The organism is Microbulbifer sediminum (assembly GCF_021729035.1).
GTDB classification, from domain to species: domain Bacteria; phylum Pseudomonadota; class Gammaproteobacteria; order Pseudomonadales; family Cellvibrionaceae; genus Microbulbifer; species Microbulbifer sediminum.
Map to the genome: position 1 here is coordinate 385,456 of NZ_JAJSAP010000001.1, position 24,186 is coordinate 409,641.

22 protein-coding genes, 1 tRNA gene and 1 riboswitch are annotated in these 24,186 nt (G+C 60.0%); of the genes, 1 reads left to right on the forward strand and 22 read right to left on the reverse strand.

Annotation, left to right across the window (positions count from 1 at the left end; all coding sequences use genetic code 11):
* Positions 1-34: 34 nt before the first annotated feature.
* From LVD11_RS01500 to rlmE, 12 genes are all read right to left on the reverse strand, one after another.
* A complete protein-coding gene (locus LVD11_RS01500; protein WP_237055247.1) occupies positions 35-349 on the reverse strand; it encodes a hypothetical protein in 315 nt (104 codons plus the stop codon).
* Positions 346-942 carry a tetratricopeptide repeat protein gene (locus LVD11_RS01505; protein ID WP_237055249.1) on the reverse strand — a complete coding sequence of 199 codons (597 nt, stop codon included), beginning with the start codon at positions 940-942 and terminating at the stop codon, positions 346-348. The genes LVD11_RS01500 and LVD11_RS01505 overlap by 4 nt, the downstream gene beginning before the upstream one ends.
* Positions 943-1,000: 58 nt before the next feature.
* Positions 1,001-4,258: a tetratricopeptide repeat protein gene (locus tag LVD11_RS01510; RefSeq protein ID WP_237055251.1), complete on the reverse strand. Its 3,258-nt coding sequence runs from the start codon at positions 4,256-4,258 to the stop codon at positions 1,001-1,003.
* Between the two features lie 41 nt (positions 4,259-4,299).
* Positions 4,300-6,345: a tetratricopeptide repeat protein gene (locus tag LVD11_RS01515; RefSeq protein WP_237055253.1), complete on the reverse strand. Its 2,046-nt coding sequence runs from the start codon at positions 6,343-6,345 to the stop codon at positions 4,300-4,302.
* A 2-nt stretch (positions 6,346-6,347) separates the two neighbouring features.
* Positions 6,348-6,857, reverse strand: coding sequence for a hypothetical protein (locus tag LVD11_RS01520; RefSeq protein ID WP_237055256.1), 510 nt, complete (start codon positions 6,855-6,857; stop codon positions 6,348-6,350).
* Positions 6,858-7,519: 662 nt separating this feature from the next.
* Positions 7,520-7,605, reverse strand: a tRNA-Leu gene (locus tag LVD11_RS01525).
* Positions 7,606-7,621: 16 nt separating this feature from the next.
* Entirely contained in the window at positions 7,622-8,068 is a 447-nt protein-coding gene (secG, locus tag LVD11_RS01530; RefSeq protein ID WP_237055257.1) for a preprotein translocase subunit SecG, read from the reverse strand.
* Between the two features lie 76 nt (positions 8,069-8,144).
* A complete protein-coding gene (gene tpiA / locus LVD11_RS01535; protein ID WP_237055259.1) occupies positions 8,145-8,885 on the reverse strand; it encodes a triose-phosphate isomerase in 741 nt (246 codons plus the stop codon).
* Positions 8,886-8,991: 106 nt separating this feature from the next.
* Positions 8,992-10,344 carry a phosphoglucosamine mutase gene (gene glmM, locus LVD11_RS01540; RefSeq protein ID WP_237055261.1) on the reverse strand — a complete coding sequence of 451 codons (1,353 nt, stop codon included), beginning with the start codon at positions 10,342-10,344 and terminating at the stop codon, positions 8,992-8,994.
* 43 nt (positions 10,345-10,387) lie between these two features.
* Positions 10,388-11,236 carry a dihydropteroate synthase gene (gene folP / locus LVD11_RS01545; RefSeq protein WP_237055263.1) on the reverse strand — a complete coding sequence of 283 codons (849 nt, stop codon included), beginning with the start codon at positions 11,234-11,236 and terminating at the stop codon, positions 10,388-10,390.
* 100 nt (positions 11,237-11,336) lie between these two features.
* Entirely contained in the window at positions 11,337-13,256 is a 1,920-nt protein-coding gene (gene ftsH / locus LVD11_RS01550) for an ATP-dependent zinc metalloprotease FtsH (RefSeq protein WP_237055266.1), read from the reverse strand.
* Between the two features lie 284 nt (positions 13,257-13,540).
* Complete coding sequence (rlmE, locus tag LVD11_RS01555; protein ID WP_237055269.1) at positions 13,541-14,167, reverse strand: 23S rRNA (uridine(2552)-2'-O)-methyltransferase RlmE; 627 nt, start codon at positions 14,165-14,167, stop codon at positions 13,541-13,543.
* Positions 14,168-14,314: 147 nt separating this feature from the next.
* Between rlmE and yhbY the strand changes: the two genes are divergently transcribed.
* Positions 14,315-14,617 carry a ribosome assembly RNA-binding protein YhbY gene (gene yhbY, locus LVD11_RS01560; protein ID WP_237055271.1) on the forward strand — a complete coding sequence of 101 codons (303 nt, stop codon included), beginning with the start codon at positions 14,315-14,317 and terminating at the stop codon, positions 14,615-14,617.
* 10 nt (positions 14,618-14,627) lie between these two features.
* On the opposite strand, the gene LVD11_RS01565 is transcribed toward yhbY, so the two are convergent.
* The 10 genes from LVD11_RS01565 to moaA all read right to left on the reverse strand — a co-directional run bounded on the left by LVD11_RS01565 (position 14,628) and on the right by moaA (position 23,473).
* On the reverse strand, positions 14,628-15,020 hold the full coding sequence (locus LVD11_RS01565; protein ID WP_237055274.1) for an SET domain-containing protein: 393 nt from the start codon (positions 15,018-15,020) through the stop codon (positions 14,628-14,630).
* A gap of 2 nt (positions 15,021-15,022) precedes the next feature.
* Entirely contained in the window at positions 15,023-16,633 is a 1,611-nt protein-coding gene (locus LVD11_RS01570; protein WP_237055276.1) for a S41 family peptidase, read from the reverse strand.
* A 52-nt stretch (positions 16,634-16,685) separates the two neighbouring features.
* Positions 16,686-18,074, reverse strand: coding sequence for a Re/Si-specific NAD(P)(+) transhydrogenase subunit beta (gene pntB / locus LVD11_RS01575; RefSeq protein WP_237055278.1), 1,389 nt, complete (start codon positions 18,072-18,074; stop codon positions 16,686-16,688).
* 18 nt (positions 18,075-18,092) lie between these two features.
* A complete protein-coding gene (locus tag LVD11_RS01580) occupies positions 18,093-19,643 on the reverse strand; it encodes a Re/Si-specific NAD(P)(+) transhydrogenase subunit alpha (RefSeq protein ID WP_237055280.1) in 1,551 nt (516 codons plus the stop codon).
* 442 nt (positions 19,644-20,085) lie between these two features.
* On the reverse strand, positions 20,086-20,541 hold the full coding sequence (gene moaE / locus LVD11_RS01585) for a molybdopterin synthase catalytic subunit MoaE (protein WP_237055282.1): 456 nt from the start codon (positions 20,539-20,541) through the stop codon (positions 20,086-20,088).
* Between the two features lie 2 nt (positions 20,542-20,543).
* Positions 20,544-20,792, reverse strand: a complete 249-nt coding sequence (gene moaD, locus LVD11_RS01590; protein ID WP_237055284.1) for a molybdopterin converting factor subunit 1 — start codon at positions 20,790-20,792, stop codon at positions 20,544-20,546.
* Positions 20,792-21,301 carry a cyclic pyranopterin monophosphate synthase MoaC gene (moaC, locus tag LVD11_RS01595; RefSeq protein ID WP_237055286.1) on the reverse strand — a complete coding sequence of 170 codons (510 nt, stop codon included), beginning with the start codon at positions 21,299-21,301 and terminating at the stop codon, positions 20,792-20,794. The genes moaD and moaC overlap by 1 nt, the downstream gene beginning before the upstream one ends.
* 4 nt (positions 21,302-21,305) lie before the next feature.
* On the reverse strand, positions 21,306-21,848 hold the full coding sequence (moaB, locus tag LVD11_RS01600) for a molybdenum cofactor biosynthesis protein B (RefSeq protein ID WP_237055288.1): 543 nt from the start codon (positions 21,846-21,848) through the stop codon (positions 21,306-21,308).
* Positions 21,841-22,494 (reverse strand): molybdenum cofactor guanylyltransferase, encoded by a 654-nt coding sequence (mobA, locus tag LVD11_RS01605; protein ID WP_237055290.1) that lies wholly within the window; start codon positions 22,492-22,494, stop codon positions 21,841-21,843. The genes moaB and mobA overlap by 8 nt, the downstream gene beginning before the upstream one ends.
* 10 nt (positions 22,495-22,504) lie before the next feature.
* Complete coding sequence (gene moaA, locus LVD11_RS01610) at positions 22,505-23,473, reverse strand: GTP 3',8-cyclase MoaA (protein ID WP_237055292.1); 969 nt, start codon at positions 23,471-23,473, stop codon at positions 22,505-22,507.
* Positions 23,462-23,687, reverse strand: a riboswitch (molybdenum cofactor riboswitch). Its footprint overlaps the gene before it by 12 nt.
* Positions 23,688-24,186 lie beyond the last annotated feature (499 nt).

Below are 24,186 nucleotides of genomic sequence, written 5' to 3' on the forward strand. Positions count from 1 at the left end.
AGACTGACAGGCGTTCCGTGCTTATCAGGCTATTTTATTCGTCGGAAAGACTGAGCTCGTAAAACTCGAGTTCGCGCGTAAACACTTCCTTGTCCAGCGGCTTCAGGCTGTCGTCCATCAGGCTGGAAACCAACTCGGTCTCCACACCCACTTCTGAGTTCTTCCAGGGCACAATGTACAGAGACTTGGGGGCCTCTTTGTTACCGATAATGGAAATACCGGAGAGCTCTTTCACCTCCGTATCTACTTTTTTCCCGGACTGCTGCTCCTGCGCGGTTACTGGTCCGGCCAGCACGCAAGTCAGGCCCATCGGGAAAAAGCACCGGAAAAGGAATTTGTTGGAAATCATCGTCCAGCCCTCCGCTTGAGGTCCGCCATCCAGATGGTCACTTCCTGATCATCCGGATTTAATTTCAGGTATTGGTCGAATTGTGCCAGAGCACACTGGAGATCTTGCAGATAGAGATCACACAAAATGCCTAAATTTTTAACTAACGGGCTGTACTCCGGATTGCTGGAGATAGCGTCGGTGTAGATTTTGCGGGCCTCTTCAAAGCGGCCCTGCTTGCGATAGAGGACTGCCAGCTCATTATTGGCCGTTGGATGAACGGGATCGATTTCCAGTGCCTTAAGGAAGGATTCTTCCGCGTGCTTTTGATCACCACTTTTATAGTAAGCGATGCCCAGATTTACATAGGGAGCAGGAAGCCTTTGCTCCCGCTCGACAACGTCATTAAGAAGCGAGATCGCCTGCTGGTATTCCCCGGCATGGAGCAACTGCAGAGATTCTTCAAAATCCCGGCTGACACCACCGGCAACCCGCACCTTTGTGTAATCGGCAACCTTGCCGGTCTTGGCAGGCCCGCCAGCACAGGCCCCCAGAAAAATCACCAGCCCGATACATAGGGCGCGGGCTGCCGCTTTGCCTGACAGTTTCCACATGGTTACCTTACCTCCCCCTCGCGCCGGTGAAGCCGGCGGCCTGTGGCCCCAACAGCCATCATGACTCACGATCATCGGTCTGCGTGCCGGTCTCATCCCCGGCAGATCGGGCCACGTCTTTGTTCGCGGCCGGCGACTCTTCGCCATCAGTCCCCTCCTGATCAGGAGAGGGCTGCGTGAACTTAGTAGCTGAACCATCACCGGTGGTCGCGGTTTCTCCCTCCGCCAGCTCCGGCGCGGGTATTTCCGGAATGGGTACAATCGTCGGCAGGTAGTCCCCGGCTTCTTCCGGTCGCGCATAACGCGCCGGCACCAGAGTCGCAAGCTGCTCGATACTCTGTTCCACCCAGGTGTTGTAGATTCCCATTCCCAGGAGCTCCACGTTCTTTTCGTGGACGGAGATACCTTTCTCCTCAAACGGATAAATCTGCTCTTCCAGGGCCAGCTCGTACTCTTCCAGTTCCAGCGGCGAGAGATTGGTTGGTCGCTCCGACTCTTTTAACGCCTTGCTGAAATGCAGGTAGATCTCACCGAGGTAGAAGGTGGCTGCCGCCGTAACATCCGCCACCTGATAGTCAATCAGGTCGGAATAGGCAGAGATAGCCGCCTTCATGCGGATGCGCTTCTGGTTCAGGTTCTGCTCGATCGGCGCTACCAGCCTGATCTGGGTGAAGGCGTCATATTTTGGCTCGGCAATGACCAGCGCAGCGTTACCGGCCAGGTAGCGCGTCCGGTCATTACGCTGACTGCCGCCCTGCGCTTCAATCCTCACCATCTGACGCAATTCATCCATGTATGCAGACTGGTTTCCCGCAGCCTTGTGCAGGTCCGCGATCTTCTGGCGTGTTTCAAGCGCCGGTTCCATTGGTGAGGGGAAGAGCTGTACATAACGTCGCAGTACTTCCAGAGCCTTATCATCACGCTTCGCGGCACTGTACAGGTCCGCAGCCTGGTTGAGAGCCTCGCGGCGAACATCCTCGTCTTCGGATTCGCGTTCGATACGCTCGAATTCCGCTGCCGCCAGCATCAGCTGGCCGCTTTCCTGGTACACGACTGCCAGCTTCTTGGTCACTTCCTTGATCAGCTCGTGCTGCGGGAAATGCTGCCGGAACCCTTTCAGCACTGCAGCGGCCTGCATCCAGTCTTCCAGGACAATCAGGGAGGCAGCCGCATCATACTCAGCGGTGGCCAGGATAGTGGCCCCCGGCGCGGCCTTGCGGATGCGCAGGAAGTGTCCCGCGGCCGTCTTGTGATCATCCTGCTTTCGTGCCAGGTCACCTTGCTGGTAGATCGAGGCCGCAAGGTTATCGATATAACCGGCGCGATCTTCTGAATCCGGCGGGGTAAGCGTGAGCACCTGCTTATAAGCGGCCTCAGCCTCAGCAAACGCAGCGGTTTCGAACGATGCGTGACCGACTGCCAACCAGGCCGACTGGCGGATTTCCCGCTTGGCTTGCGGGAACCGCTCCAGCAGCAGCCGCCCCTGCTCGATCGTCTGGGCGTAGTCCTCGAGGCTGTACAGGTCCTCCACCGCACCGACCATTACCTGGGCGGCATCCTTGTGTTTCGGGAAGGTCTCGGCGAACTTGAGGGACGAGCGAATAATTTCCCGCTTGAATGGCGCCTGCTGCGCCGGCGGTGCATCCTTCAGCTTGTTGGCGAGGTGCTCGCGATAGGCATATACAGCTGCGTAACCCGCCTCACTGGATCGCTTGTGTGTCGGGTAGTCGTAGGCTGTCCGTTCATACTCTACGCCGGCCTGGCGGAAGTCGCGGTTCTCTAGCAGCAGGCCTGCCAGCTGGAAGTTAATCTCAGGCGCCTTGGGTTTGTCGCTGAAAGACTTCAGGTAGCTGCGATACCAGTGGATAGCCTCACGGTAATGCTCTGCCTTTTTATCCTTGAGCCGCTTGTTCTGGTAAGCGGCATGATAATGCCCCGCCAGGTCAATCAGGTTGGCCTGCAGGAACTCAACGACCTCACCGTATTCATTGATATCGAATACCGTCCAGTATTCCGCTTCCAGTGCGTAGGTGTTGGCGAAGCTTTTCTTTGACTCCAGTACAAGGCGTGGGAAGCCACCCTTCTGGTAGATCTCAATGACCCGGATAGAGAAGTCCGGCGCAACCCGGTGCAGCGGATTCCTCTCCACAAAGGTGTTGTAAGCTAGCGCGGCATCCTGGTAACGACGTTTGTCGAGGTAGTACTCACCGAGCTGGCTGTAGACATAGGACTCGTAATCCCGGGCGCCTTTGCGCTCGAAGTAGTCGACGATGGCTTCAGCACCACCGAGATAGGAAAAACTGAGGCTGACGACACGGAAGGTGTCCTCGATATGCTTGCGCTCAACGTCGTTGGCCTCCTGCTCGAAGTCATACCCCTGTGACACCTTGTAGTCGAGCATGGCGATGAAGTCATCCAGGCCGCGCTCATACAGCTCCTGCTTAAAGAAGGCCCAGCCCCGCTTGTAGAGCGAAATCTCGTAGAAGCTCGACGCCTCACCCATGGCGATAACCTTGGCATAGGACTCTTCGGCATCCAGGTATTTCTTGCGGGTAAAGTAGTACTCACCCAGGCGGAAATAGGCTTCGTCGGCATGGCGGGACTGCGGGTACTTCGCAACCATCTGGCGCAGGACATCCACCGCCTCATCGATCTGCCCGGTCTCTTCATAGGCCCGGGACAGCTGGTACATCACCTGGTCATTGCGCTCGTAGTGCGGGTACTTCTCCAGCAACTGCTTGTACAGGCCAATAGCCTCGATGGCATTGGCTGCCAGCACTGCGTCCGGGTTATCACCGGGCACGGCCACCGCCGAGTTATCGGTGGCAATTTCCACGCCGGCACTGGCACGGGCCTCAAAAGCCTGGTCTGACTCCCCGCTCCGCGAGGCGATACCCGATGCCTTCGCCGGTGCACTTGAGGCCGCCGGAGCTGTTCCTGTGTCCGGCGCCATCAGGCGACCGCCCTCGCGGCGACCTTTCGCATCGATAGAAACTGCCGCGCCACTGCCGGAACCGCCCGAGGCCGCGATGTCCTCGCCGAGCGAGCGCGCCTCGGCACGGTGCGCCTGCTTGATCTTCAGGTCCGCAATCCGCCGGATCGCTTCCGGGGTAAAGGCGGTTTCCGGGGTTTCCTGCAGGTACTTCTGGTAACTGGCCAGGGCTTTTTCCAGGCTGCCTTCGATCCTCTCTTCCTTGATTTCGATATCGACATCTTGCAGGCTGCCAATGGTCTGGCTGTCGTTGACCGCGCAGCCGCCCAGCAATGCCAGCAGCATTGCTGCACCGGTGGTGCCAGCGAACTGTCTCGCGCGCATAGCCGCTACGACCGGCCTCATTTTCAAAACGTTCGCTTCCTTCACTGGGCAGCCTCCCCGTCCGTGGACGCGGGCTCAAGCTCCGGCGGGGTATCCTGGGGCAGCGGTTCACCATCGATGGGTTGTTCCGTGGCCTCTTCCTGCATGGACTGACCAGCCTGCTCAGCCTCGTACTGCTCGATCAGACGCTGGTCTTCACGCTGCTCCTGCAGCTCATTCGCACGGTCATAACTGTCTGCCAGGGCAAATCTCGCCTTGATCTGGTACTCCTCCAGCTGGGCGCGACGGCCCTCCAGCTGATTGATGGCCATCTGCTCGAGCATGGTGCCCTGGCGGGCCATCAACTGTTCGATCCGAGGTTGCACCCGCTCGATTCGTGCCCGCAATGATGAGATCTGCTTGTCATAGCCCACATAACTGTGGGTGGCAGCCTGGCGACTGCGGACGTAAGAGTTGTATACGACCTGAAGCTTCTCGATCTCGGTATTGAGCTTCTGCAGGTTCTTGTAGGCCTCGGTCAGGCGCGCGTCGTACTCTGTCGCAAGGCGCCATTCCAGTACCCCTTCGAGGCGCGCAACACGGTCCTCGGTTTCCTCACTCGCAAGTGACGGTTGCCGGTCAAGTGTTGCCCGGATTTGCTGTAAGCGGAGCAGGCTTTTGCGCTCCGGGGTTTTGGCCAGGAACTCCGGTCGACGACTTACCAGCATCTGGTCGATACGCTTGGCAAAACTATCGCGCTGCTCGATTCGCAGCTTGATCCGCGCGTCCAGCGCGCGAAACTTCTCGTCCAGGCCCGGCAGCAGCGGCTCGTAATAGCCCCGGCGCAGCGCAATAATATCCTCGTATGCCGACAGGCTTTGCAGCCACTTTTCATTGCGCTCAAACAGATCGTTCAGATCCCGGTAGTTGCGCAGGAACTCCTGGTAGTCATTTGAGGCCATCAAGTCGAGCAGGTAGTGGGTCTCCGGTGCACCGGGAATGCTGCGCAGCGTCACTACCCAGTTCTTCACCTGGTCGGCCTCCTTGCGGCGAAGGGCCTCGAGAAACTTGCCAGAGCGAATACTTTTGATTGACTGGGTGAGGGTATCGATCTGGTTGCCGAAAATATCCAGCGCATAACCGTAATTGACGGCCGCCGTGCTGTGCACATCCAGCTTGCCGTAAGCGAAGGGCACCGCGAGAAGCGCCTCATGAACCGCGGCGTCGGTTTTTTTCCGCTTTTGCAGAATCTTCCAGGGCACAAGTGCACGATCATAGCGTCCCGCACGCGCCTCGACCCAGCCGGCCCCCAGCAGAGCCCGGTTGGAGAATGGGCCATCCAGGTGAACCCGGTCGAAGTAGGGGCGTGCCCGCTCGAGCTCTCCCGCCTCCATCAGACGGGAACCCAGCATCAGGTTGGTCTTGTCGTAGAGCGCCTGCTTGGCGCTGTCGGGACTGCGTCGCTTGCCAAGTGCGGTCAACTCAGCGATACCGTCAGCCTGCTCCCCGGCCTTCAGGAGGGCGATGCCCAGGTTATACTCAACAAAACCAGCGAGCCCCTCCTCTCCTTTAAGGTCCTCAAGCAGTTCCACCGCCTCGGAGAAGCGGCCAAGCTCCATGTACACCCGGGCCCGCAGGAAACGCTCTTTTGCCCGCACCCGCTCAGGGACACGTCCCTCGATCATCTGCAGTGCGTGCAGGGCATTTCGCGGCTGCTGCTTATGATAATGAATGCGGGCGAGCCGGTAGGCGGCCTCATTCCGCACCGGTTGTGGCACATCGGCTTCCAGTACTGCCTTGATCGCGCGCCCCGCTTCCTGGTGCATCCGGTAGGAAAGCTCCAGGTCCCCCACTGAGAACTCAGCCTGCCCATAGTGGGCCGTAAAGGGGTCCAGCTCGGGCTGGTCGAGTCGACGATACTGATCGAGCTCAGTGTCCAGGTCGACGATTGCGTCGAAATAGTGATCCTGGTAGGCCTCATACATGGCCGCACCGAAGAACAGGTCTTTCAGCTCATCCTGGGATCGATCGATGGCAATTGCGGCGGGGGCAACCGCCAGCGACGCAAGGGCAGCGCCGATCAGGGTCGGTACCAGACGGGGAAACATGCTTACCAGTCCTTGAAGTTGACCGCGGACTCGGAACCAGCAATCTTGATCTCGACAAACTTGGGACCGACCTCTTTCTCGACTGCGTAGCTCGCCTCACCGGTCACTTCACGGCCGGAGCTCGTCTTGCCGATAAACCGGACCTGCAGGGGATGGCTCCCCGACTGGACATTGGCAACGTGGATCTTCTGGACACCCCCCTTCTGCAGGGCTTCTATCTCCCGGAAGGTATAGAGGTGATGCGCAACCACCTCCCCGCCAAGCTTCAGCTCTACGGATTCAAGGTTGAAGTTTCGCGGCTCCGCCATGGAGACAAAGAAGGAGGCCTGGGTATTGGAGGGGAAAAGCAGCTTTTCCTCGAGCTGGGAGAGTTCTGCCGTGAGGTTGATCACATCTTTCTTCACGTCCTGGATCTGCTCATCCAGCCCGCGGATATCGTCCCGGCTAACTTCCTGGGCATACCCGACTGACGCCAGCAGCATGAAGACTGTCAATTTAAGAATTCTGCTCATGATACCTACCTCTGACCCTACCGCTGACAACGAGCGTCGGTGATGTCGCGGCCTGACTGTAGCCGCTGGAACCCCCAGAGAATAAGGGGGCAATCGGTCAGCGAGATTGTATGGCAATCGGGGGGCGGGCAAATGTGAGGCAGGTCAAATCTCGGATATTCAGGCCATGGAGCGGCCCCGGCCCGCGCATTGGCTCACACTACGGCGCGTGGCGAGAGGAAAAACCGGGATATTTTCCACTCCAGGCTTATGCGTCGGCAGAAAGTGTTACGGGTCACATTGCAGCCGGACCCCGCATTCATTACGGCACAGGCGGAAAGGCGGAAATGCATCCAGCCCGATCATGAAGATCGAAATTGCTCACGGCAAACCCGCGCCCACCGGCAAGCCGTCTTCTGGATACCGGCAGAGCATGTGGCCAGAGCGGACGCCTGGCCTTCCGCATGCGCCAGCTCACATGAGCGCCCCACCTCCAATGAGAGTGTCGCCCGGCACCGCAGCCCGCGGGCGCGAGAGACAAAGCGCTTGAGGCAATCAGGCCCAATCGGGAACCGCGCCCCCGCAGCGCACGCACTTCAACCCGCCACCGCCGCATGCAGAACAAAAAAAACCCCGCAGTGCGGGGCTTTTCTGATGCTGCCAGATCTCTCTGGTCTTTAATGTGGTGCCCAGGGCGGGACTTGAACCCGCACGGCCATAGGCCACTACCCCCTCAAGATAGCGTGTCTACCAATTCCACCACCTGGGCAAAAAAATCAATACTCTTACTGCTGCGGGCCTTCTTCGCCTTCCGCCTGCGGAACCTCATCGGCGGCCTCACCAGACTCCTGCGGGATCTCTCCTGCCGAAGGCACTTCACCTGCATCGTCGGACTCCACCTGCGGCACATCGCTCTCCATCTGCGGGAGATCATCGGCCGGTTCCGGCTGCTCAACTGCTGCCGGGACCTCGGGCAGGTCGGCATCAACGTTGGCTTCTGAAGCCTGCTTGGCCAGAACTGCCAGGCCGACACTCGTCACGAAGAACACCGTTGCCATGATGGCTGTCAGGCGGGAAAAGAAGTTTCCACTACCCTGGCTACCAAATACCGTCTGAGATGCGCCGGCACCGAAAGAGGCTCCAGCCTCGGCACCTTTACCCTGCTGGAGCAGGATCAGGCCGATGATGCTCAGCGCAGTCAGGACGTGAAAGATTAAAACCAATTTTTCCATTTTCAGGAAACCCACTGTTCGGGCGCCAGGCCCAATTATTCAATATTCTGCATTTCGCCGCCAGTGAACGGGGTTATTATCCCGCCGCCCGGCAAATGCTAACAAATTCTTTCGCATCGAGTGAGGCACCACCAACCAGCGCGCCGTCGATGTCCTGCTGTGTAAACAGCGCTTCGGCATTGCCACTCTTGACACTGCCACCATAGAGCAACGGGGTATCCCCGCCTGCCTCACCCAGGCGCTCCCGGATAAAGCGATGCACTTCCTGAGCCTGCTCCGGAGCGGCAGTCTTGCCGGTTCCGATTGCCCAGACTGGCTCATAAGCGACTACCGCGCCACGCCAGGCCTCAACACCCAGACAGTCCGCGACCGCCTGCAGCTGCCCGCTGATCACTTCCAGCGTGCGCCCGGCTTCGCGCTCTTCCAGGGTCTCACCGACACACAGCACCGGGACCAGACCAGCCTTCTTCACTGCGGCAAATTTCCTTGCCACAAGCTCACTGGTTTCCCCGTACAGACTGCGACGCTCGGAGTGCCCGACTATGACGTACCGGACACCACAATCAACCAGCATGTCCGCAGACACCTCACCGGTAAATGCGCCCCCCTCTTCCGCACAGACGCTCTGTGCGCCAAGAGCCAACTGCCCGAAGCCCGCCTGCTCCACACGGCCCGCCACCAGAGAGAGGTACGGGAAAGGCGGACAAATCGCCACATCCGCAGCCACGCCGGTCAGATCCAGCGCCGAGAAAAAGGCCTCCGCAAACGCGCGGTCGCCATGCATTTTCCAATTGGCTATTACCAGCGAACTCGGCATGTGTGCTCCTTCAAGGGGCGCAAATCTTAGCGATATTGCCGCCAACATACAACCTAAATATAACGGTGATTTTCCCGGCCCATGTCGCTCAGCGGCCGGGATCAGCTCAGCTGTTGCCTACCCGTTGTACCACTTCAGCAATACGCGCCGCCAGCTGTTCAACCTGGGCCCGCTTCTCGCCCTCAACCATGACCCTGATCAGCGGTTCGGTGCCGGAGGGGCGCAGCAGCACGCGTCCCCGACCGGCCAGTTCGGCTTCCACCTCAGTGACGGCCGTGCGAACATCCTCGTGCTCCAGCACCCCATCACGATGGACCAGCCGCACATTGATCATATGCTGCGGGAGCATTTTCATGCGGGCCTTCAGCTGATCCAGCGGCTCACCAAAATCGGTAATGGCGCGCAGGGCCTGCAGTGCTGAAATCACGCCATCACCAGTGGTGGTGGAGTCAGCACAGATGATATGACCAGAGGATTCTCCCCCCAGCTTCCAGTCGTTTGCCTGCATTTTCTCCAGGACATAGCGGTCACCGACCTTGGCCCGCTCAAACGGGATCTCACGCTCGCGCAGGGCCAGCTCAAACCCGTAATTGCTCATCTGGGTGCCCACGACACCACTGCAACCGCCGAGGAACTGCTGGCGGTGCATGGCGATCAGGAACAGCAACTGGTCCCCATCCACCAGCTCGCCGTTGCGATCCGCGAACAACACCCGGTCACCGTCACCATCAAAGGCGATACCGAGATCGGCGCCGTGCTCCCGGACCGCCTCCAGCATCAGGGCGGGCCTGGTGGAACCGCAGTCGAGGTTGATGTTGTGACCGTCAGGGCTGACGCCCACCGCGACCACTTCGGCACCCAGCTCGCGAAACACCTTGGGGGCGATATGGTAGGTGGCACCATTGGCGCAATCGAGCACGATTTTCAGGCCCTCCAGGGAGAAGCCCCAGGGAGTCGAAGCCTTACAGAATTCAATATAACGCGCGGCAGCGTCATCGATGCGCCAGGCCTTACCCAGGTCCGCTGCGGTCTCCATGGGCAGGTCAAGTGCGGCCTCGATATCCAGCTCCACTTGATCCGGAAGTTTACTGCCGTCAGCACTAAAGAACTTGATGCCATTATCCTGGTAAGGATTGTGAGAGGCACTGATGACGATACCCGCCTGCGCGTGGAATGTGCGGGTAAGGTAAGCGATTGCCGGGGTTGGCATGGGCCCCAGCAGGCCCACGTCAACGCCTGCATTGATCAGGCCCGCCTCAAGTGCGGCCTCGAACATATAACCCGAGATGCGGGTATCTTTGCCAATCAGGATACTGCGGTGCCCGCCCCGCTTTGCCCCGGGCAACTGCCCGAGCACCTTGCCGGCGGCATAGCCCAGACGAAGCATAAAGTCCGGCGTGATGGGCCCCTCTCCCACATGCCCGCGAATACCGTCGGTACCAAAATATTTCCTCGTCATTGAAAACTTCTCTTCTTCCTAATTCATCTCAAGCTGGCCCAGGTTACTGTCCAGGGCAATCCACCAGCTGCTGTAAACACAACACATCTACAGTGGCGGCCACGTCATGCACACGCAGAATTTGTGCGCCGCGCTGCGCGGCCAACATGGCCAGCGCCAGGCTTCCGGGTAGTCGCTCGCCCACCTCTCGACCCAACAGGCGCCCGATCATGGACTTCCTCGACAGCCCCGCGAGGACCGGGATTCCGGCCGGAGCCAACTGGTCGAGCCCCCGCAGCAATGCGAGATTGTGCTCATCGGTCTTACCGAAGCCGAAGCCGGGGTCCAGCACCAGGCGACTGCGGGGTATCCCCGCCCCCTCGCAAGCCTGCACCCGCGAGCGCAAGTAAACACCGACTTCACTCACCACATCGCGGTACTCCGGCCGCTGCTGCATGCTACCGGGCTGGCCCTGCATATGCATCAGGCATACCGGCAACCCGGTAGCTGCTGCCGCCGCGAGTGCACCGGGGCGCGCGAGGGCGCGCACATCATTGATCATCCCGGCACCGGCGGCTGCTGACTCAGACATGACCGCGGGCGTGCTTGTATCCACGGAGATCAGCGCCCCGAGCCTGGAACTGATCGCCTCCACAAGGGGCACGACCCGCTCCAACTCCTGCTGCTCACTGACGGGTTCAGCACCTGGCCGGGTGGATTCACCGCCGATATCAATAATGGCGGCACCCTCCTCCAGCATTTGCTCGGCACGGGACAGTGCAACTCCCAGGTCGAGCCGGCCTGATCGATAGTAGCTCCCGCCGTCCGAGAAAGAATCCGGCGTTGTATTCAACACCCCCATCACCTGCGGACGGGACAGGTCCAGGACCTGCCCTGCACACTCAAGCTGCATGCTCCCCCCAGTTGTCGTTGCGCGGGCCCTGCCGCCCGCCGTCACCAGTCACCATAAAAAAAACCAGGGCGAACCCTGGTTTTCGCAACCTCAAGAGACCTCAGTGTCCGTTCAGTGGGCCACCGACAGGGTTACCCTCATCGGCACCGGATGGATCGCGGTTCGCCTCGGTATCGCCGGTCTGGCCACTGCCGCCGGAGCCAAAATCATTGTCGTGCCAATCCCGGGGCGGGCGCACCTTGCGCCGTGCCATCAGGTCATCCACCTGCTCTGCGTCCAGCGTTTCATATTCCATCAAGGCATCTTTCATTGCCTCGAGGATATCGCGATTCTCCTCCAGGAGCTTGTTGGCACGGTCATAGCAATCATCGATGATACGACGCACTTCGGCATCGATCTCGTTGGAGGTCTTGCCCGAGACCGGGTTGCCTGCACCGGGCTGGCCACTCTCATCCTCGCCATAGTGCAGCGGACCCAGCTTCTCGGACAGGCCCCACTTGGTAACCATATTGCGGGCCAGCTCAGTGGCGCGCTCGATATCATTGGAGGCCCCGGTGGTGACACCGTCGGCACCCAGGGTCATCTCTTCAGCAATTCGACCGCCGAACAGGGAGCACAACTGCGACTCGATGGCGCGCCTGGAAATGCTGTACTTGTCTTCCTCCGGCAGGAACTGGGTCACCCCCAGCGCCCGGCCGCGGGGAATGATCGTGACCTTATGTACCGGGTCGTGCTCAGGCACCAGGCGACCGATAATGGCGTGCCCGGCCTCATGGTAAGCCGTGTTCACCTTCTCCTTTTCACTCATCACCATGGACTTGCGCTCGGCGCCCATCATGATCTTGTCGCGGGCGCGCTCGAACTCTTCCATGGTCACGGTGCGACGGTTGGCACGGGCCGCGAACAGGGCCGCCTCATTGACCAGGTTCGCCAGGTCGGCACCGGAGAAACCGGGGGTACCGCGGGCGATGGTCTGTGCGGAGACGGTATCGGCTACGGGCACCTTGCGCATATGGACCTTCAGGATCTGCTCACGGCCACGGATGTCCGGCAGGCCCACGAACACCTGGCGGTCAAACCGGCCGGGGCGCAACAGTGCATGGTCCAGCACGTCGGGACGGTTGGTGGCGGCGATCACGATTACGCCTTCATTGCCTTCGAAGCCATCCATTTCCACCAGCAGCTGGTTCAGGGTCTGTTCGCGCTCGTCGTGGCCCCCGCCGACACCGGCGCCACGATGGCGGCCCACGGCATCAATCTCGTCAATGAAGATAATGCAGGGGGCCTGCTTCTTGGCCTGTTCGAACATGTCCCGCACCCGTGAGGCGCCCACACCTACAAACATCTCGACGAAGTCAGAACCGGAGATGGAGAAGAATGGCACCTTGGCCTCGCCGGCAATGGCCTTGGCCAGTAGCGTCTTACCGGTACCGGGCGGTCCCGCCATCAGCACCCCACGGGGAATGGCGCCACCCAGGCGTTGGAATTTGGTGGGGTCGCGCAGGAATTCCACCAACTCCTGCACATCTTCCTTGGCTTCATCCACGCCCGCCACGTCGGCGAAAGTGGTCTTGATCTGGTCCTCGCCCAGCAGGCGGGCCTTGCTCTTGCCAAATGCCATGGGTCCGGACCGCCCCCCGGCGCCCCCCTGCATTTGCCGCATAAAGAACATGAACACGGCAATGATGATCAGGATGGGGAAACTGGCCACCAGCAGTTGCTGCCAGATACTGGGAGACTCCGGCTCGCGGCCGACGAACTTCACGTCGTTGCGCACCAGTTCATTGGTGAGCTCATTGTCAATGATCTGCGGCTGGATGGTCTTGAAGCGCTTGCCATCGGCCAGCTCACCGGTAATAACGAGGCCATCAACGACCACGCTCTCCACCTGGCCGGCCTGCACATCGCGCACAAACTCTGAGTAGCTGAGGGACTCATCCCTGGACTGGGGCTTGAAGTTCTGGAACACCATCAACAGCACCGCTGCGATGATCAGCCACAGTACAAGGTTCTTTGCCATATCATTCAAAGGGATCACCCTCTTGCTTTACTAATCCTGCCTCCGCACGGGTCTGGCTGACCCGCCGGGCTCAATCCCGGGTCCGGCGCTCGCTGCTGGCCGGGGCCGCACTCTCCAACGTCCAGAGGGCCGCCCTTATTCACCACACCAGTATAGGTATGATAAGCGCGTTGACCGAGTGTTCCGCAGCACACCGTACAAGGTCCCGCTTATACCACAGACGGGGCACCCTAAAGAAGGGACTGGCTGGTCAGAAGCCTTTTAAGCGTCCTTCTTCAGCCCCGTTACCGATCTCCCTTGAAGCCCCGGGCCACCACATACACCTCCCGTGACCGGGGGCGTGAGGCGCCGGGCTTCCGGGTGACGACACTGTTGTAGGTAGCTCGCAGGTCACGAATCAGCTCGTCAAAGCCCTCGCCCTGGAACACCTTGGCCACGAATGCCCCACCGGGCTTCAGCACCTGCCGGGCCATATCCACTGCCAGCTCCACCAGATACATGGATGCCGGCTGGTCAACGTTCCGCACTCCACTCATATTGGGGGCCATATCGGAAATCACAAGGTCGGCCTTATCCTCGCCCAGGCGCGCCAGGAGCTCGTTGAGGACCGCCTCCTCAGTAAAGTCCCCCTGGACAAAATCCACTCCCGCGATCGGGTCCATGGGCAGGATGTCCGAGGCGAGCACACGCCCCTTATGACCCACCAGTTCCATGGCTACCTGGGACCAGCCACCCGGCGCAGCACCCAGGTCGACCACGGTCATCCCCGGCTTGATCAGGCGGTCCTTCTTCTGCAGCTCCTGCAGCTTATAACTGGCCCGGGAGCGATAACCCTCCTTCTGGGATTGCTTGACGTAGGGATCATTGAAGTGTTCGCGCAGCCAGCGGTGGCTGCTTTTGGATCGGCCCATCGGTTACAATGCCTGGTATATCAACAGCTTTCGCAGGAGCGGCCCGTGGCCGCGATCACGGGCTTGCTAACCCGGCACCGATCGCGGCCACGGGCCGCTCCTATAATCGGTATCCACAACGGATACCCAGTGGTAATGGAGTATTGTATGCCTTTAACTGCCGAGCGTAAAAAATCCCTGCGCAGCCTGGGCCACAACCTCAAGCCCGTCGTGACTGTGGCGGGCAAGGGGCTGAGTGAAGGCGTGATGGAGGAGATCGACCGGGCCTTGAATGACCACGAGCTGATCAAGGTCAAGCTGATGGTGGCAGACCGCGACCTCCGCCACCAGGTGATCGGCGAACTATGCGAGCAGAGTGGCGCTGAACTGGTCCAGGAGATCGGCAAGATCGCGCTGATTTTCCGGGCGGCCGAAAAACCCAAGGCCCATACCTCTAACCTGCTCCGCTAAACGCCCGCCCCTACTCTGCGGCCTGTTCCGGCACACAGCTGACTGCCGCCAAACGGCGGCGCTCGCCGTCGGGCAGGCGCTGCAACCAACAGTGACCGTCTCCCAGCCACAGACGGAAGCGCACCGGCGGCTGCATTTCCCGCCCCCCCGGATGGGGCTGCTGCAGGCTGCGCGGCGGACTGTGCTCGATAATCAGTAGGCTGCTGTCGGCAAATGCCCGCTCGGAGAGCGTCACCGGCACATCGCCAAGCGCTTCACTGACTGCCTCCTGCAACTCGGCGGTACCGGCCCCGGTCACGGTGGCACGTACCGCCGGCACATCCCCGCCCCGCGCCAGGGGGGAGTTGCAGCCGGCCAGCGCCAGTGCCAGCAGCCCCCCTGTAATGGTGGATGGCTTGCGCATCTTCACATTCCTCCCACAATACGGTTTTCCCGCCACATAGACTTGAACACGCTCTGCCCCGAGCCCTGCAGGCGCATCCCGGAATCGCCCATGCTGGAATAGCCTGAAGCCAGGGACCCACTACAGCTTCCCGTCTCTATATAGTTCAGCGCCGTGGCGAAACGTGCCTCAGAGGGATCACCGAGCGGCCGGGAGAAGTCATCCAGGACGGCGCAACCCGGCACGCCGGCACTGCCGCTGCCATTGGGCACGAAGCCGTCCGAGTACTCGCCAAAGCCCTTGGCGTTCACGCCGGTGAACTGGATGGTGAAATAGGTGGTGCCGCAATTATCCGTGGGATAGAACCCATAGGGTTTACCGCAGGTTTGCCCACCAACCTGAATGACTTCGAAGTCAACTCCGCGCAGGCCGTTGATAATGGCTTCGCTGGCGGAACAGGTAGCGCCGCCGGTGAGCACGAATACCCGCTCCAGCGCCGGGGCAAGGGTTGGTAACGGCTGCCCCTGCGGCAGCTCACCGCCGCTGCCCGTAACGCCGATAAAGGGCATTGGATCCAGCGGCTGGCCGGTGACCGGGTTGGTCTCCGGGTGCTTGTCGTTGAAGACCATCTGCTCGAAAGTCTGCCCGGCGGTGAGCACATCACCGGCGATCATATAGGCCAGCTGGCTGGCCATGGTGAGCAGGCCCCCACCGTTATAACGCAGGTCCAGTACCAGCTCATCAATATTCTGGCCGTCCAGGTATTCCACCGCCTCCACCAGTTGCTTCTCGGCAATGGCGATGTGATCGTTGAACAGCATATAGCCGACACGGCGGCCGAAAGCCGCGTCCTCCACCTTGATGAACTGCACCGGATCCGTCTCGAAGGTGCCCGCAGTCAGGGTAATTGTCCCTACACTGCCATCGACGTACTCGAGCGTGAAGCTATGTTGCGCACCGTCAGTCTCGGGAAACAGCGCCGCATTGAGCGCATTGATACTTGCGTCATCATCGGCATTGACCAGGTCAATACCATCCACCTCAAGCACCCGGGCACCACGTTCGGCCCCCACCGGCTTCCCCGCCTGCTCGGTATAGGCGATGACGACGTGTCGCGGTGGCCGCGTCTCCAGTAACGCCCATTGCAGCCCATAGCCGAGGAACACGCCCGACTGGGACTGGGCAAGCCAATCCTCAGTGGGCAGGTAGAAATGGAAATTGTCCTTGCGGGCACCACTATCTGTGAGTTCATTGGTCACAAGCAGGTCGAAGTATTCCTGGACCCCGAAATCCGCCGGGTCACGATCCTCGATTTCGTCGTACCACAGGTACAGGTCATTGCTCCAGGACCGCAACCAGTTCTTCTCGTCCAGGGCCGTGCCCGCGACATCCGGGAAGCCGGCACCGGACCGCGGCGACTCGCAGCGATTGGCGAAAGTCTCGGCGGGCAGGAAAACACCTGGCTCCCAGGTACTGCTGTTGTCAGTGCTGCCATCAGCTGCAGCCGGCTCGGGAGCGAAAGAATCGCCGCTGCCACCGCTGCTGCCGTTGCCACAGCCACTCGCCAGGCAGACCAGCCCAATAAAAAGGGGCCGGAGTAACCCGGCCCCGATCGAAATACTCGGGATTTGCATTATTCTTATTCGCTCAGTCTGTTATCGCCGGGCGGCCCCGCCGCCCGCTTTTTCAGGACAATTTACCCAATACCGCCTGCAGGCTCTCTTTCGCGTCTCCAAACAGCATTCGGGCATTTTCCTTGTAAAACAGCGGGTTGGCCACACCAGCATAACCGGAGGCCATGGAACGCTTGAGTATCACTACCTTACCGGCTTTCCAGCACTCCAACACCGGCATCCCGGCAATGGGCGACCCGGGCTTTTCCACGGCATCAGGGTTGACCGTGTCGTTGGCACCGATCACCAGCACCAGGTCCGTATCAGGAAAGTCGTCATTAATCTCGTCCATTTCCAGCACGATGTCGTAGGGCACATTGGCCTCGGCCAGCAGCACATTCATATGGCCGGGCAACCGACCCGCAACCGGGTGGATGCCGAACCGGACAGTCTTGCCTTTTCGCCGCAGCTTGTCAGTCAGATCACTTACCGCCTGCTGTGCGTGGGCTACCGCCATCCCGAAGCCGGGCACGATGATAATACTGTCGGCAGCATCCAGGTCGTCCGCCAACTCATCAAAACTGGTTTCCACAGCCTCACCATCGACTTCGTCCCCGGCCATTTCACCACCATCAGAACCGAAACCACCCAGGATCACACTGATAAAGGAACGGTTCATACCGCGGCACATGATGTAGCTTAGGATGGCACCGGAGGAGCCTACCAGCGCGCCCACCACAATCAGCAGGTCATTGCTCAGCATAAAGCCGGTGGCGGCTGCGGCCCAGCCGGAATAGCTGTTGAGCATCGAGATCACCACTGGCATATCCGCGCCACCGATAGCCGCGATCAGGTGTACGCCCAGCAAAAGCGCAATGGATGTCATGATCAGCAGGTTGAGGACGGTGCCGGCACCCAGCTCGGCAGGAATAAACAACCAACCCAGGAAAACGCAGGCCAGTATCGCTGCCAGGTTAAGCCAGTGCCGGGCCGGCAGCATCAGAGGCTTGCCGGAAACAATGCCCTGCAGCTTGCCAAATGCCACCAGTGAGCCGGTGAGTGTGATGGCCCCGATAAAAATGCCCAGGAAAATCTCCGTGTTGTGCACAATATGCTCGGCGCCAGTCAGGTTCAGGCGCGGATCCAGGAAACCGCCCCAGCCGATCAATACGGCAGCCAGGCCGACAAAGCTGTGCAGCAATGCCACCATCTGTGGCATCTGGGTCATGGCCACACGCCGGGCGAGGAAAATACCGATCACCGCCCCCACTGCCATGGCGATGGCCACCATCCAGTAGGCGCCGGTCACGATACCCGCGATGGTGGCAATAATCGCCACCGCCATACCCACCATGCCGTAGATATTGCCCCGCCGAGCGGTCTCGTGACTGGAAAGGCCACCGAGACTCAGGATAAACATCACCGCGGAGAAGAGATAAGCCATCGAAATCATACCGTTCATCGTTATTCTCCTCCCCGATCAACGCCGGAACATTTTCAGCATGCGATAGGTCACAAAAAACCCACCGAAGATATTGATACTGGCCACAAGTACAGCGATGAACGCCAGCAATGTCACCAACCCGGAACCCGTGGCTCCAACCTGCAGCAGGGCCCCCACCACGACAATGCCGGAAATGGCATTGGTCACACTCATCAATGGCGTATGCAGGGCATGGGTCACATTCCAGATAACCTGCCAGCCCACGAAGATCGCCAGTACGAAGACCGTAAAGTGTGAGACAAACTCTGCCGGCGCTACCCTGCCGAGCCACAACAGCAATGTACCGGCGATTGCCCAGAAGGCCAGGATCGCCAACGGCGACTTTTTCTTTTCGCCTTTCTCCTCAGCTTTCGGTTCCGGCTCAGCTTTTTTCTCCGGGGCCGGGGCCGGCTGCGCCGACACCTTGGGTGCGGGCGGCGGCCAGGTGATCTCCCCTTCCCGGACCACGGTCGCCCCGCGAATCACTTCGTCCTCGAAATCGATATTGATCTCGCCGTCCTTTTCCGGCGCCAGCTCGGTAAGCAGGTGGGTAAGGTTTGTGGCGTAGAGTTTCGAAGACTGGGTGGCAGCCCGGCTGGGCAGGTTTGTGTAACCGATAATGGTCACACCGCTTTTCACCACTTTCTCATCTTTTTCCGTGTAGTCGCAGTTGCCACCCATTTCCGCAGCCAGGTCCACAACCACGGAACCCTCCGCCATGCTGTCGACCATATCCGCCAGCCACAGTTTCGGGGCCGGCTTGCCCGGGATAAGCGCGGTGGTGATGACGATATCCACCTCTTTCGCCTGTTCCCGGAACAGCGCCATTTCCGCATCGATAAATGCCTGTGACATTTCCTTGGCATAGCCACCCTGGCCCGAGCCTTCCTCCTCGACTTCCACGGTGAGGAACTCGGCTCCCATTGACTCCACCTGCTCGCGCACTTCCGCGCGAGTATCGAATGCGCGCACCATGGCCCCCATTCCCTTGGCCGTCCCGATAGCGGAAAGCCCGGCCACACCAGCGCCGATCACCAGCACCTTGGCCGGGGGTATTTTGCCCGCAGCGGTAATCTGTCCGGTAAAAAAGCGCCCGAAATTATGTGCAGCCTCGATGACCGCCCGGTAACCGGCGATATTTGCCATGGAACTGAGTGCATCCATTTTCTGGGCACGGGAAATCCGTGGCACAGATTCCACAGCGAGGGCATTAATATTTTTTTCCGCCAGCTTCTTCAGTAGCACTTCGTTTTGCGCCGGCTTGAGGAATGCGACCAGCGTCGCACCAGAGGGAATCAGCTCAATTTCTTCATCGGTGGGTGCCTGGACCTTGAAAACCAGGCCCGCACCCTTCAGGCAGGCCGCTGTGTCTTCCCGGATCTCCGCCCCCGCCTCGCGGTAAACCGCATCGGCAAAGCTCGCCGCGGCCCCGGCTCCTTTTTCGATAACAACAGAAAAACCCAGATCCTGCATTCGGCGCACGCTCTCCGGCGTAGCCGCAACCCGCGCCTCCCCGGGTGCGGATTCTTTTGGTATGGCTATGATCAATGCGTTACTCCCTCTGTCATTGTTATAAACATATCAAGTCGACCTGCTGGCCAGCCGCAGTTTCCATAAATGCTGTCTTACGGGAAACCAACTGGTCCGCTTGAGGACATCGCTGTGGTTGATTCTAACCACGGAGGAAAATTTATGAAAACAAAAGAGACGGAAGCCGGGTATCACTGTGGTCAATAGTCCCCGCGACAAACCAGCATTTTCACCTGTGACTGTCAGAATCAACCATTGCGATTGATATTGATCGACAGCGGCTTTAACAGCACCGAACGACAGGGTGCTGGCCGTAAAAGCAAGAGAGCCCTCACGAAGAAAACAGGGCTTCTGGCAGGCTAAGCTGGCCAGGATGGCATTTATTTCAACACAGGGTGACCGGTGGACACATTGGCACCGACCACCCGTTATGGATATTTATGCCATTAGTGCCATTAATTCATTTCCACTTTTGCAGTGCATCCCGGTCGCTGACGCGCGCCTCCACCCAATGCGCAGTACTGCCGCTGCTTTCCTTCTTCCAGAATGGCGCCTCGGTCTTCAACAGGTCGATAATAAAACCACAACCATCCAGCGCCGACTGCCGGTGGGGCGCGGTGACCCCGACAAACACTATATCTTCGCCGGGCTCCAACTGGCCTACACGATGCAGGATGCGCACGCGCCCCAGGGACCAGCGCTGCAGGGCCTGCTCTCCGATATCCGCCAGCACTTTCTCCGTCATGCCGGGGTAGTGCTCCAGCGTCAATGCCATAACCCGGCCATCGTTATTGAAATCGCGCACCGAGCCAACAAAGATTGCCGTGGCACCATCGGTGCGGTTGGCCGCACGAAGGGATGCATACTCGGCCCCCGTATCAAAGGCACTCTCCTGCACCGCCACCTCCACTGACATTCTCACCCCCCGGTCACTGGCGGGAAGAAGGCGACTTCATCGCCGGGCTGTACCGGGCTGGCATCGGCAGCCAGAGCCTGGTTGACGGCCACCTGCAGGTCCGGGCGCTGCAGTGCCACCTGCCAACGCTCCCCCCGTCGCCCCAGGGCTGCCCGAACCCGGGCAACATCCCGGAGGCCGGCTGCGGGGATTTCAAGCCCGTCGCAGTCGAGCTGCTCACGCAACCCGGCAAAAAAAAGGATACGGATCATCAGTTTTCCTCCGCGGTTGCCGGAGCCGTTGCGGTCCCGGCGCCATGCCAGTGGCCGCGCTTGCCCCCGGCCTTCTCCAGCAAGTGGATATTGCCGATGGTGATAGCGGGATCCACCGCCTTGCACATGTCATAAATGGTCAGCGCCGCCACTGATGCCGCCGTCAGGGCCTCCATTTCCACCCCGGTGCGCCCTGCCAGGCGGCAGAAGCTCTGCACGAGCACCCGGCATTGGTCCGGGTCCAGGGTGAAATCCAGCTGGACCTTGCTAAGCGCCAGCGGGTGGCACAGGGGGATCAGGTCCGCAGTTTTCTTTGCTGCCTGGATACCCGCAATGCGCGCGACCGAGAGTACGTCCCCCTTGCGGTTGTTTCCCTCACTGAGCTGCCGGTAAGCCTGCTCACTCATATGCACTTCAGCGAAAGCCCGGGCGTGTCGCTCAGTAACAGCCTTGTCGGTGACGTCGACCATGCTGGCCTCGCCTTGCTGGTTCAGATGGGTTAATTGCATCGGCCTATCCCCGCAGCAGGTGAGTGACAAAATTACAGGGCCGGTAAGTCGAGTCCAGCTGCCGGCTGAGGATCTGCTCCCAGGCAGTGCGACAGGCACCGGTGGAACCCGGCATACAGCAGACCAACGTGTTATTGGCCAGGCCCGCCAGCGCACGAGACTGGATCGTGGAAGACCCGATTTCCGTATAGGAGACAGCACGGAAAAGCTCACCGAACCCTTCTACCCGCTTGTCGAACAGTGGCTGCAGGGCCTCCGGGGTTGAGTCACGGCCGCTGAAACCGGTACCGCCGGTGGTCAGCACCACCTGTATCGCAGGGTCCGCTATCCACTGGGAAACCTGGGCGCGCAACTGGTAAATATCATCCTGCACGATTTTCCGGTCCATCAGGTTATGGCCTGCAGCCCGCAGCACTTCGGCCAGGTACTGCCCGGAAGTATCCGTATCCTCCGTGCGTGTATCTGACACAGTCAGTACCGCAACGTTGAGTGGTGTGGACACCGCGTCCCGGTCTCCTGTGGTATGTGCCTGGGCGGATTCAGTCATCTGTTTTCTCCAGTGTTGCACCTATCTCCCGGGCTGAAGTATCCCAGCCCCGTAGCAGGCGGTCGAATTCTGCCGGTCGATTGATATTCATTTGCCAGTCACTCCAGCCCACCGCCAACTGCTCGCCACCCAGCTGATGCACCAGCTGCCTGAGGGAAGCGTCCCCCTCCCCAGAAACAACTCGCTTAAGGTAATCGCGCGTGCGGTTATCGACGCGCAACCACAGTGGCAGCCATAGCCCGGCAAAGCAGGTCGCGGGGGCATTCCCGGCCATACCCGAGTGACAGAGCTGCATTAGGGGGGGAATTGCCAGCAGGGGCATATCGACAGGAATGGCGAGGATCGCCATCGTCTGCGCCGTAGCTGCAGCGGTATCCCGCTCGGAGGCAAGGGCTTCGCCAACAGCGTGGAGGCCGCTGACCGGCCCCCGCGAAGTGCCAATATCCGCCAGCCCGCCCGCAGCCGCACCACTGACCCTCGGCGCGAGCCAGCACGCGGACACATGCCGTCGCAACTCCGCCAACAGCCTCAGGGCCCGCTCCAGCAGCGTCTCGCCCCCGGGTAGTTGCAGCGCAGCTTTGTCCCGTCCCATGCGTCGCGAAGCCCCCCCGGCCAGCACGACCGGGCAAATGGTAACGGTATCCACAGCGATCCCCTCAGCCTCCCAGCATAGACAGGTTTCGTGTGGCGCCTACCCTGTCTTGCTGCAGGTAGTGACTCGGCTCCTTTTCGCCGATTGCCCGACGGATTCTCTCCGCGAGGGCAATGCTATTCCCGGTAGTAATCTCGCGATACAGGTCGATACCGTGCTCGGAAAACAGACACAGGTGTAGCCGCCCCTGGGCCGATATGCGCAGCCGGTTACAGCTGTTGCAGAAATCCTCACTATAGGGCGTGATAAAGCCGATGCGGCCAAGATAATCGGGGTGACTGTATTCCCGGGCCGGACCGGCATCCTCGGAACGGGGCACCAACTGCCAGCCATTTTCCACCAGCTCCCGCTCCACTGCCTCCCCACGGACGTGGTTGCTGGCAAAAAAATCGCGGTTGTCCCCGGTGCGCATCAACTCGATAAACCGCAGCGTCACGGGGGTTTCCCGCAACCAATGCAGAAACGCGCGCAGACGCCGGTCAGCTCCACCCTGTAACAGCACCGCATTGACCTTGACTTCCACCCCCAGTGACCGCGCCCGCTCGATTCCCTTTAACACGCGCGGCAGGCAGTCGTGGCCGGTGAATGCGGCGAACTCCCCGGCATCCAGCGTATCGATGCTGATATTCAACTGGTCCAGGCCGGCATCATGCCAGCGGTCAATCACCCGCGGGAGCTTGTAACCATTACTGGTGACGGCAACCCGGTGGATACCCGGTGTGGATTTGCTGGCGGCAATGATTTCCGGAAGGTCCGCACGCAGGGAGGGCTCGCCACCGGTCAGGCGTACTTTCCTGGTGCCGAGGCTGGCAAAGGCGCGCACCACCGTTGCCGCCTCTGCCGGCTTGAGGTGCGGGGCATTGTCCATCGCCCGGTAGCCATCGGGCAGACAATAGCTGCAACGGAAGTTGCAGGCATCAGTGACGGATAGCCGCAGGTAGTAAAACCGGCGGCCGTGGTTATCTGTAAGCATCAAACGCCTTTCCAAGTCAGCGAGCCCGCAGGTATTGCCGGCTCTCGGGAGGCCGGAGGATTTCTCCCGCCGACCCTGGTGACCCAACCGGTCCGGGAATCCGACTGCCGGGGGGCACGGCCCGCCGCTCCTATCCAGGCCCCAGGCCCCTGCGCTTGCTATGGCGCCGGGGCAGGATGGACTTAGAGCGACGGGCTCGGTGTTTGTAGTCTGTATTCGTTGCCTGTCTTGCCCGGGTATTACTCCTGCTTCTTTTTCCTGGGGCCCGGCCATCTGAGGACGGTACCCTGCTCGGTAGCACGCAATGTTTATGCCACAGACTGGGTGAAAGCGGCTAGCCTGGGTGGCGCGCGAATCTTCCTGACAATCCTCTGGTACTCCTACCCAAGCCATCCGCTTCCCTGTGGGTATACGTAGGGAAGGTCCGGGGATATCCGCACCTCGTTCATGGCTCCGCGGTGTCGCCTCCGCTGCCCCAGGAATCATCCAACGGCCGTTTTCGCACCAAAATCAGGCGCTAAAGCTTTCTGGTGAACAAAAATAGCACGGCTTGCTGACTTCAAACCATGGAATCCGGTAGATTTCGCCGACTGGTATGATTCTTGATTACCCCAGAGCAGGCAACGGAGCCCGGTGATAATTCGGTTTATCGCCGGGCTTTTTTGTGGGCGCCAATCCGTGGTCGCAAACATCATCACCGGGAGGACAGGTCA

Bases quoted from the DNA above. Each gene is read 5' to 3' on its own strand.
- LVD11_RS01500 (WP_237055247.1), bottom strand. From the start codon at position 349: ATGATTTCCAACAAATTCCTTTTCCGGTGCTTTTTCCCGATGGGCCTG.
- LVD11_RS01505 (WP_237055249.1), bottom strand. From the start codon at position 942: ATGTGGAAACTGTCAGGCAAAGCGGCAGCCCGCGCCCTATGTATCGGG.
- LVD11_RS01510 (WP_237055251.1), bottom strand. From the start codon at position 4,258: ATGCGCGCGAGACAGTTCGCTGGCACCACCGGTGCAGCAATGCTGCTG.
- LVD11_RS01515 (WP_237055253.1), bottom strand. From the start codon at position 6,345: ATGTTTCCCCGTCTGGTACCGACCCTGATCGGCGCTGCCCTTGCGTCG.
- LVD11_RS01520 (WP_237055256.1), bottom strand. From the start codon at position 6,857: ATGAGCAGAATTCTTAAATTGACAGTCTTCATGCTGCTGGCGTCAGTC.
- secG (WP_237055257.1), bottom strand. From the start codon at position 8,068: ATGGAAAAATTGGTTTTAATCTTTCACGTCCTGACTGCGCTGAGCATC.
- tpiA (WP_237055259.1), bottom strand. From the start codon at position 8,885: ATGCCGAGTTCGCTGGTAATAGCCAATTGGAAAATGCATGGCGACCGC.
- glmM (WP_237055261.1), bottom strand. From the start codon at position 10,344: ATGACGAGGAAATATTTTGGTACCGACGGTATTCGCGGGCATGTGGGA.
- folP (WP_237055263.1), bottom strand. From the start codon at position 11,236: ATGCAGCTTGAGTGTGCAGGGCAGGTCCTGGACCTGTCCCGTCCGCAG.
- ftsH (WP_237055266.1), bottom strand. From the start codon at position 13,256: ATGGCAAAGAACCTTGTACTGTGGCTGATCATCGCAGCGGTGCTGTTG.
- rlmE (WP_237055269.1), bottom strand. From the start codon at position 14,167: ATGGGCCGATCCAAAAGCAGCCACCGCTGGCTGCGCGAACACTTCAAT.
- yhbY (WP_237055271.1), top strand. From the start codon at position 14,315: ATGCCTTTAACTGCCGAGCGTAAAAAATCCCTGCGCAGCCTGGGCCAC.
- LVD11_RS01565 (WP_237055274.1), bottom strand. From the start codon at position 15,020: ATGCGCAAGCCATCCACCATTACAGGGGGGCTGCTGGCACTGGCGCTG.
- LVD11_RS01570 (WP_237055276.1), bottom strand. From the start codon at position 16,633: ATGCAAATCCCGAGTATTTCGATCGGGGCCGGGTTACTCCGGCCCCTT.
- pntB (WP_237055278.1), bottom strand. From the start codon at position 18,074: ATGAACGGTATGATTTCGATGGCTTATCTCTTCTCCGCGGTGATGTTT.
- moaE (WP_237055282.1), bottom strand. From the start codon at position 20,541: ATGTCAGTGGAGGTGGCGGTGCAGGAGAGTGCCTTTGATACGGGGGCC.
- moaD (WP_237055284.1), bottom strand. From the start codon at position 20,792: ATGATCCGTATCCTTTTTTTTGCCGGGTTGCGTGAGCAGCTCGACTGC.
- moaC (WP_237055286.1), bottom strand. From the start codon at position 21,301: ATGCAATTAACCCATCTGAACCAGCAAGGCGAGGCCAGCATGGTCGAC.
- moaB (WP_237055288.1), bottom strand. From the start codon at position 21,848: ATGACTGAATCCGCCCAGGCACATACCACAGGAGACCGGGACGCGGTG.
- moaA (WP_237055292.1), bottom strand. From the start codon at position 23,473: ATGCTTACAGATAACCACGGCCGCCGGTTTTACTACCTGCGGCTATCC.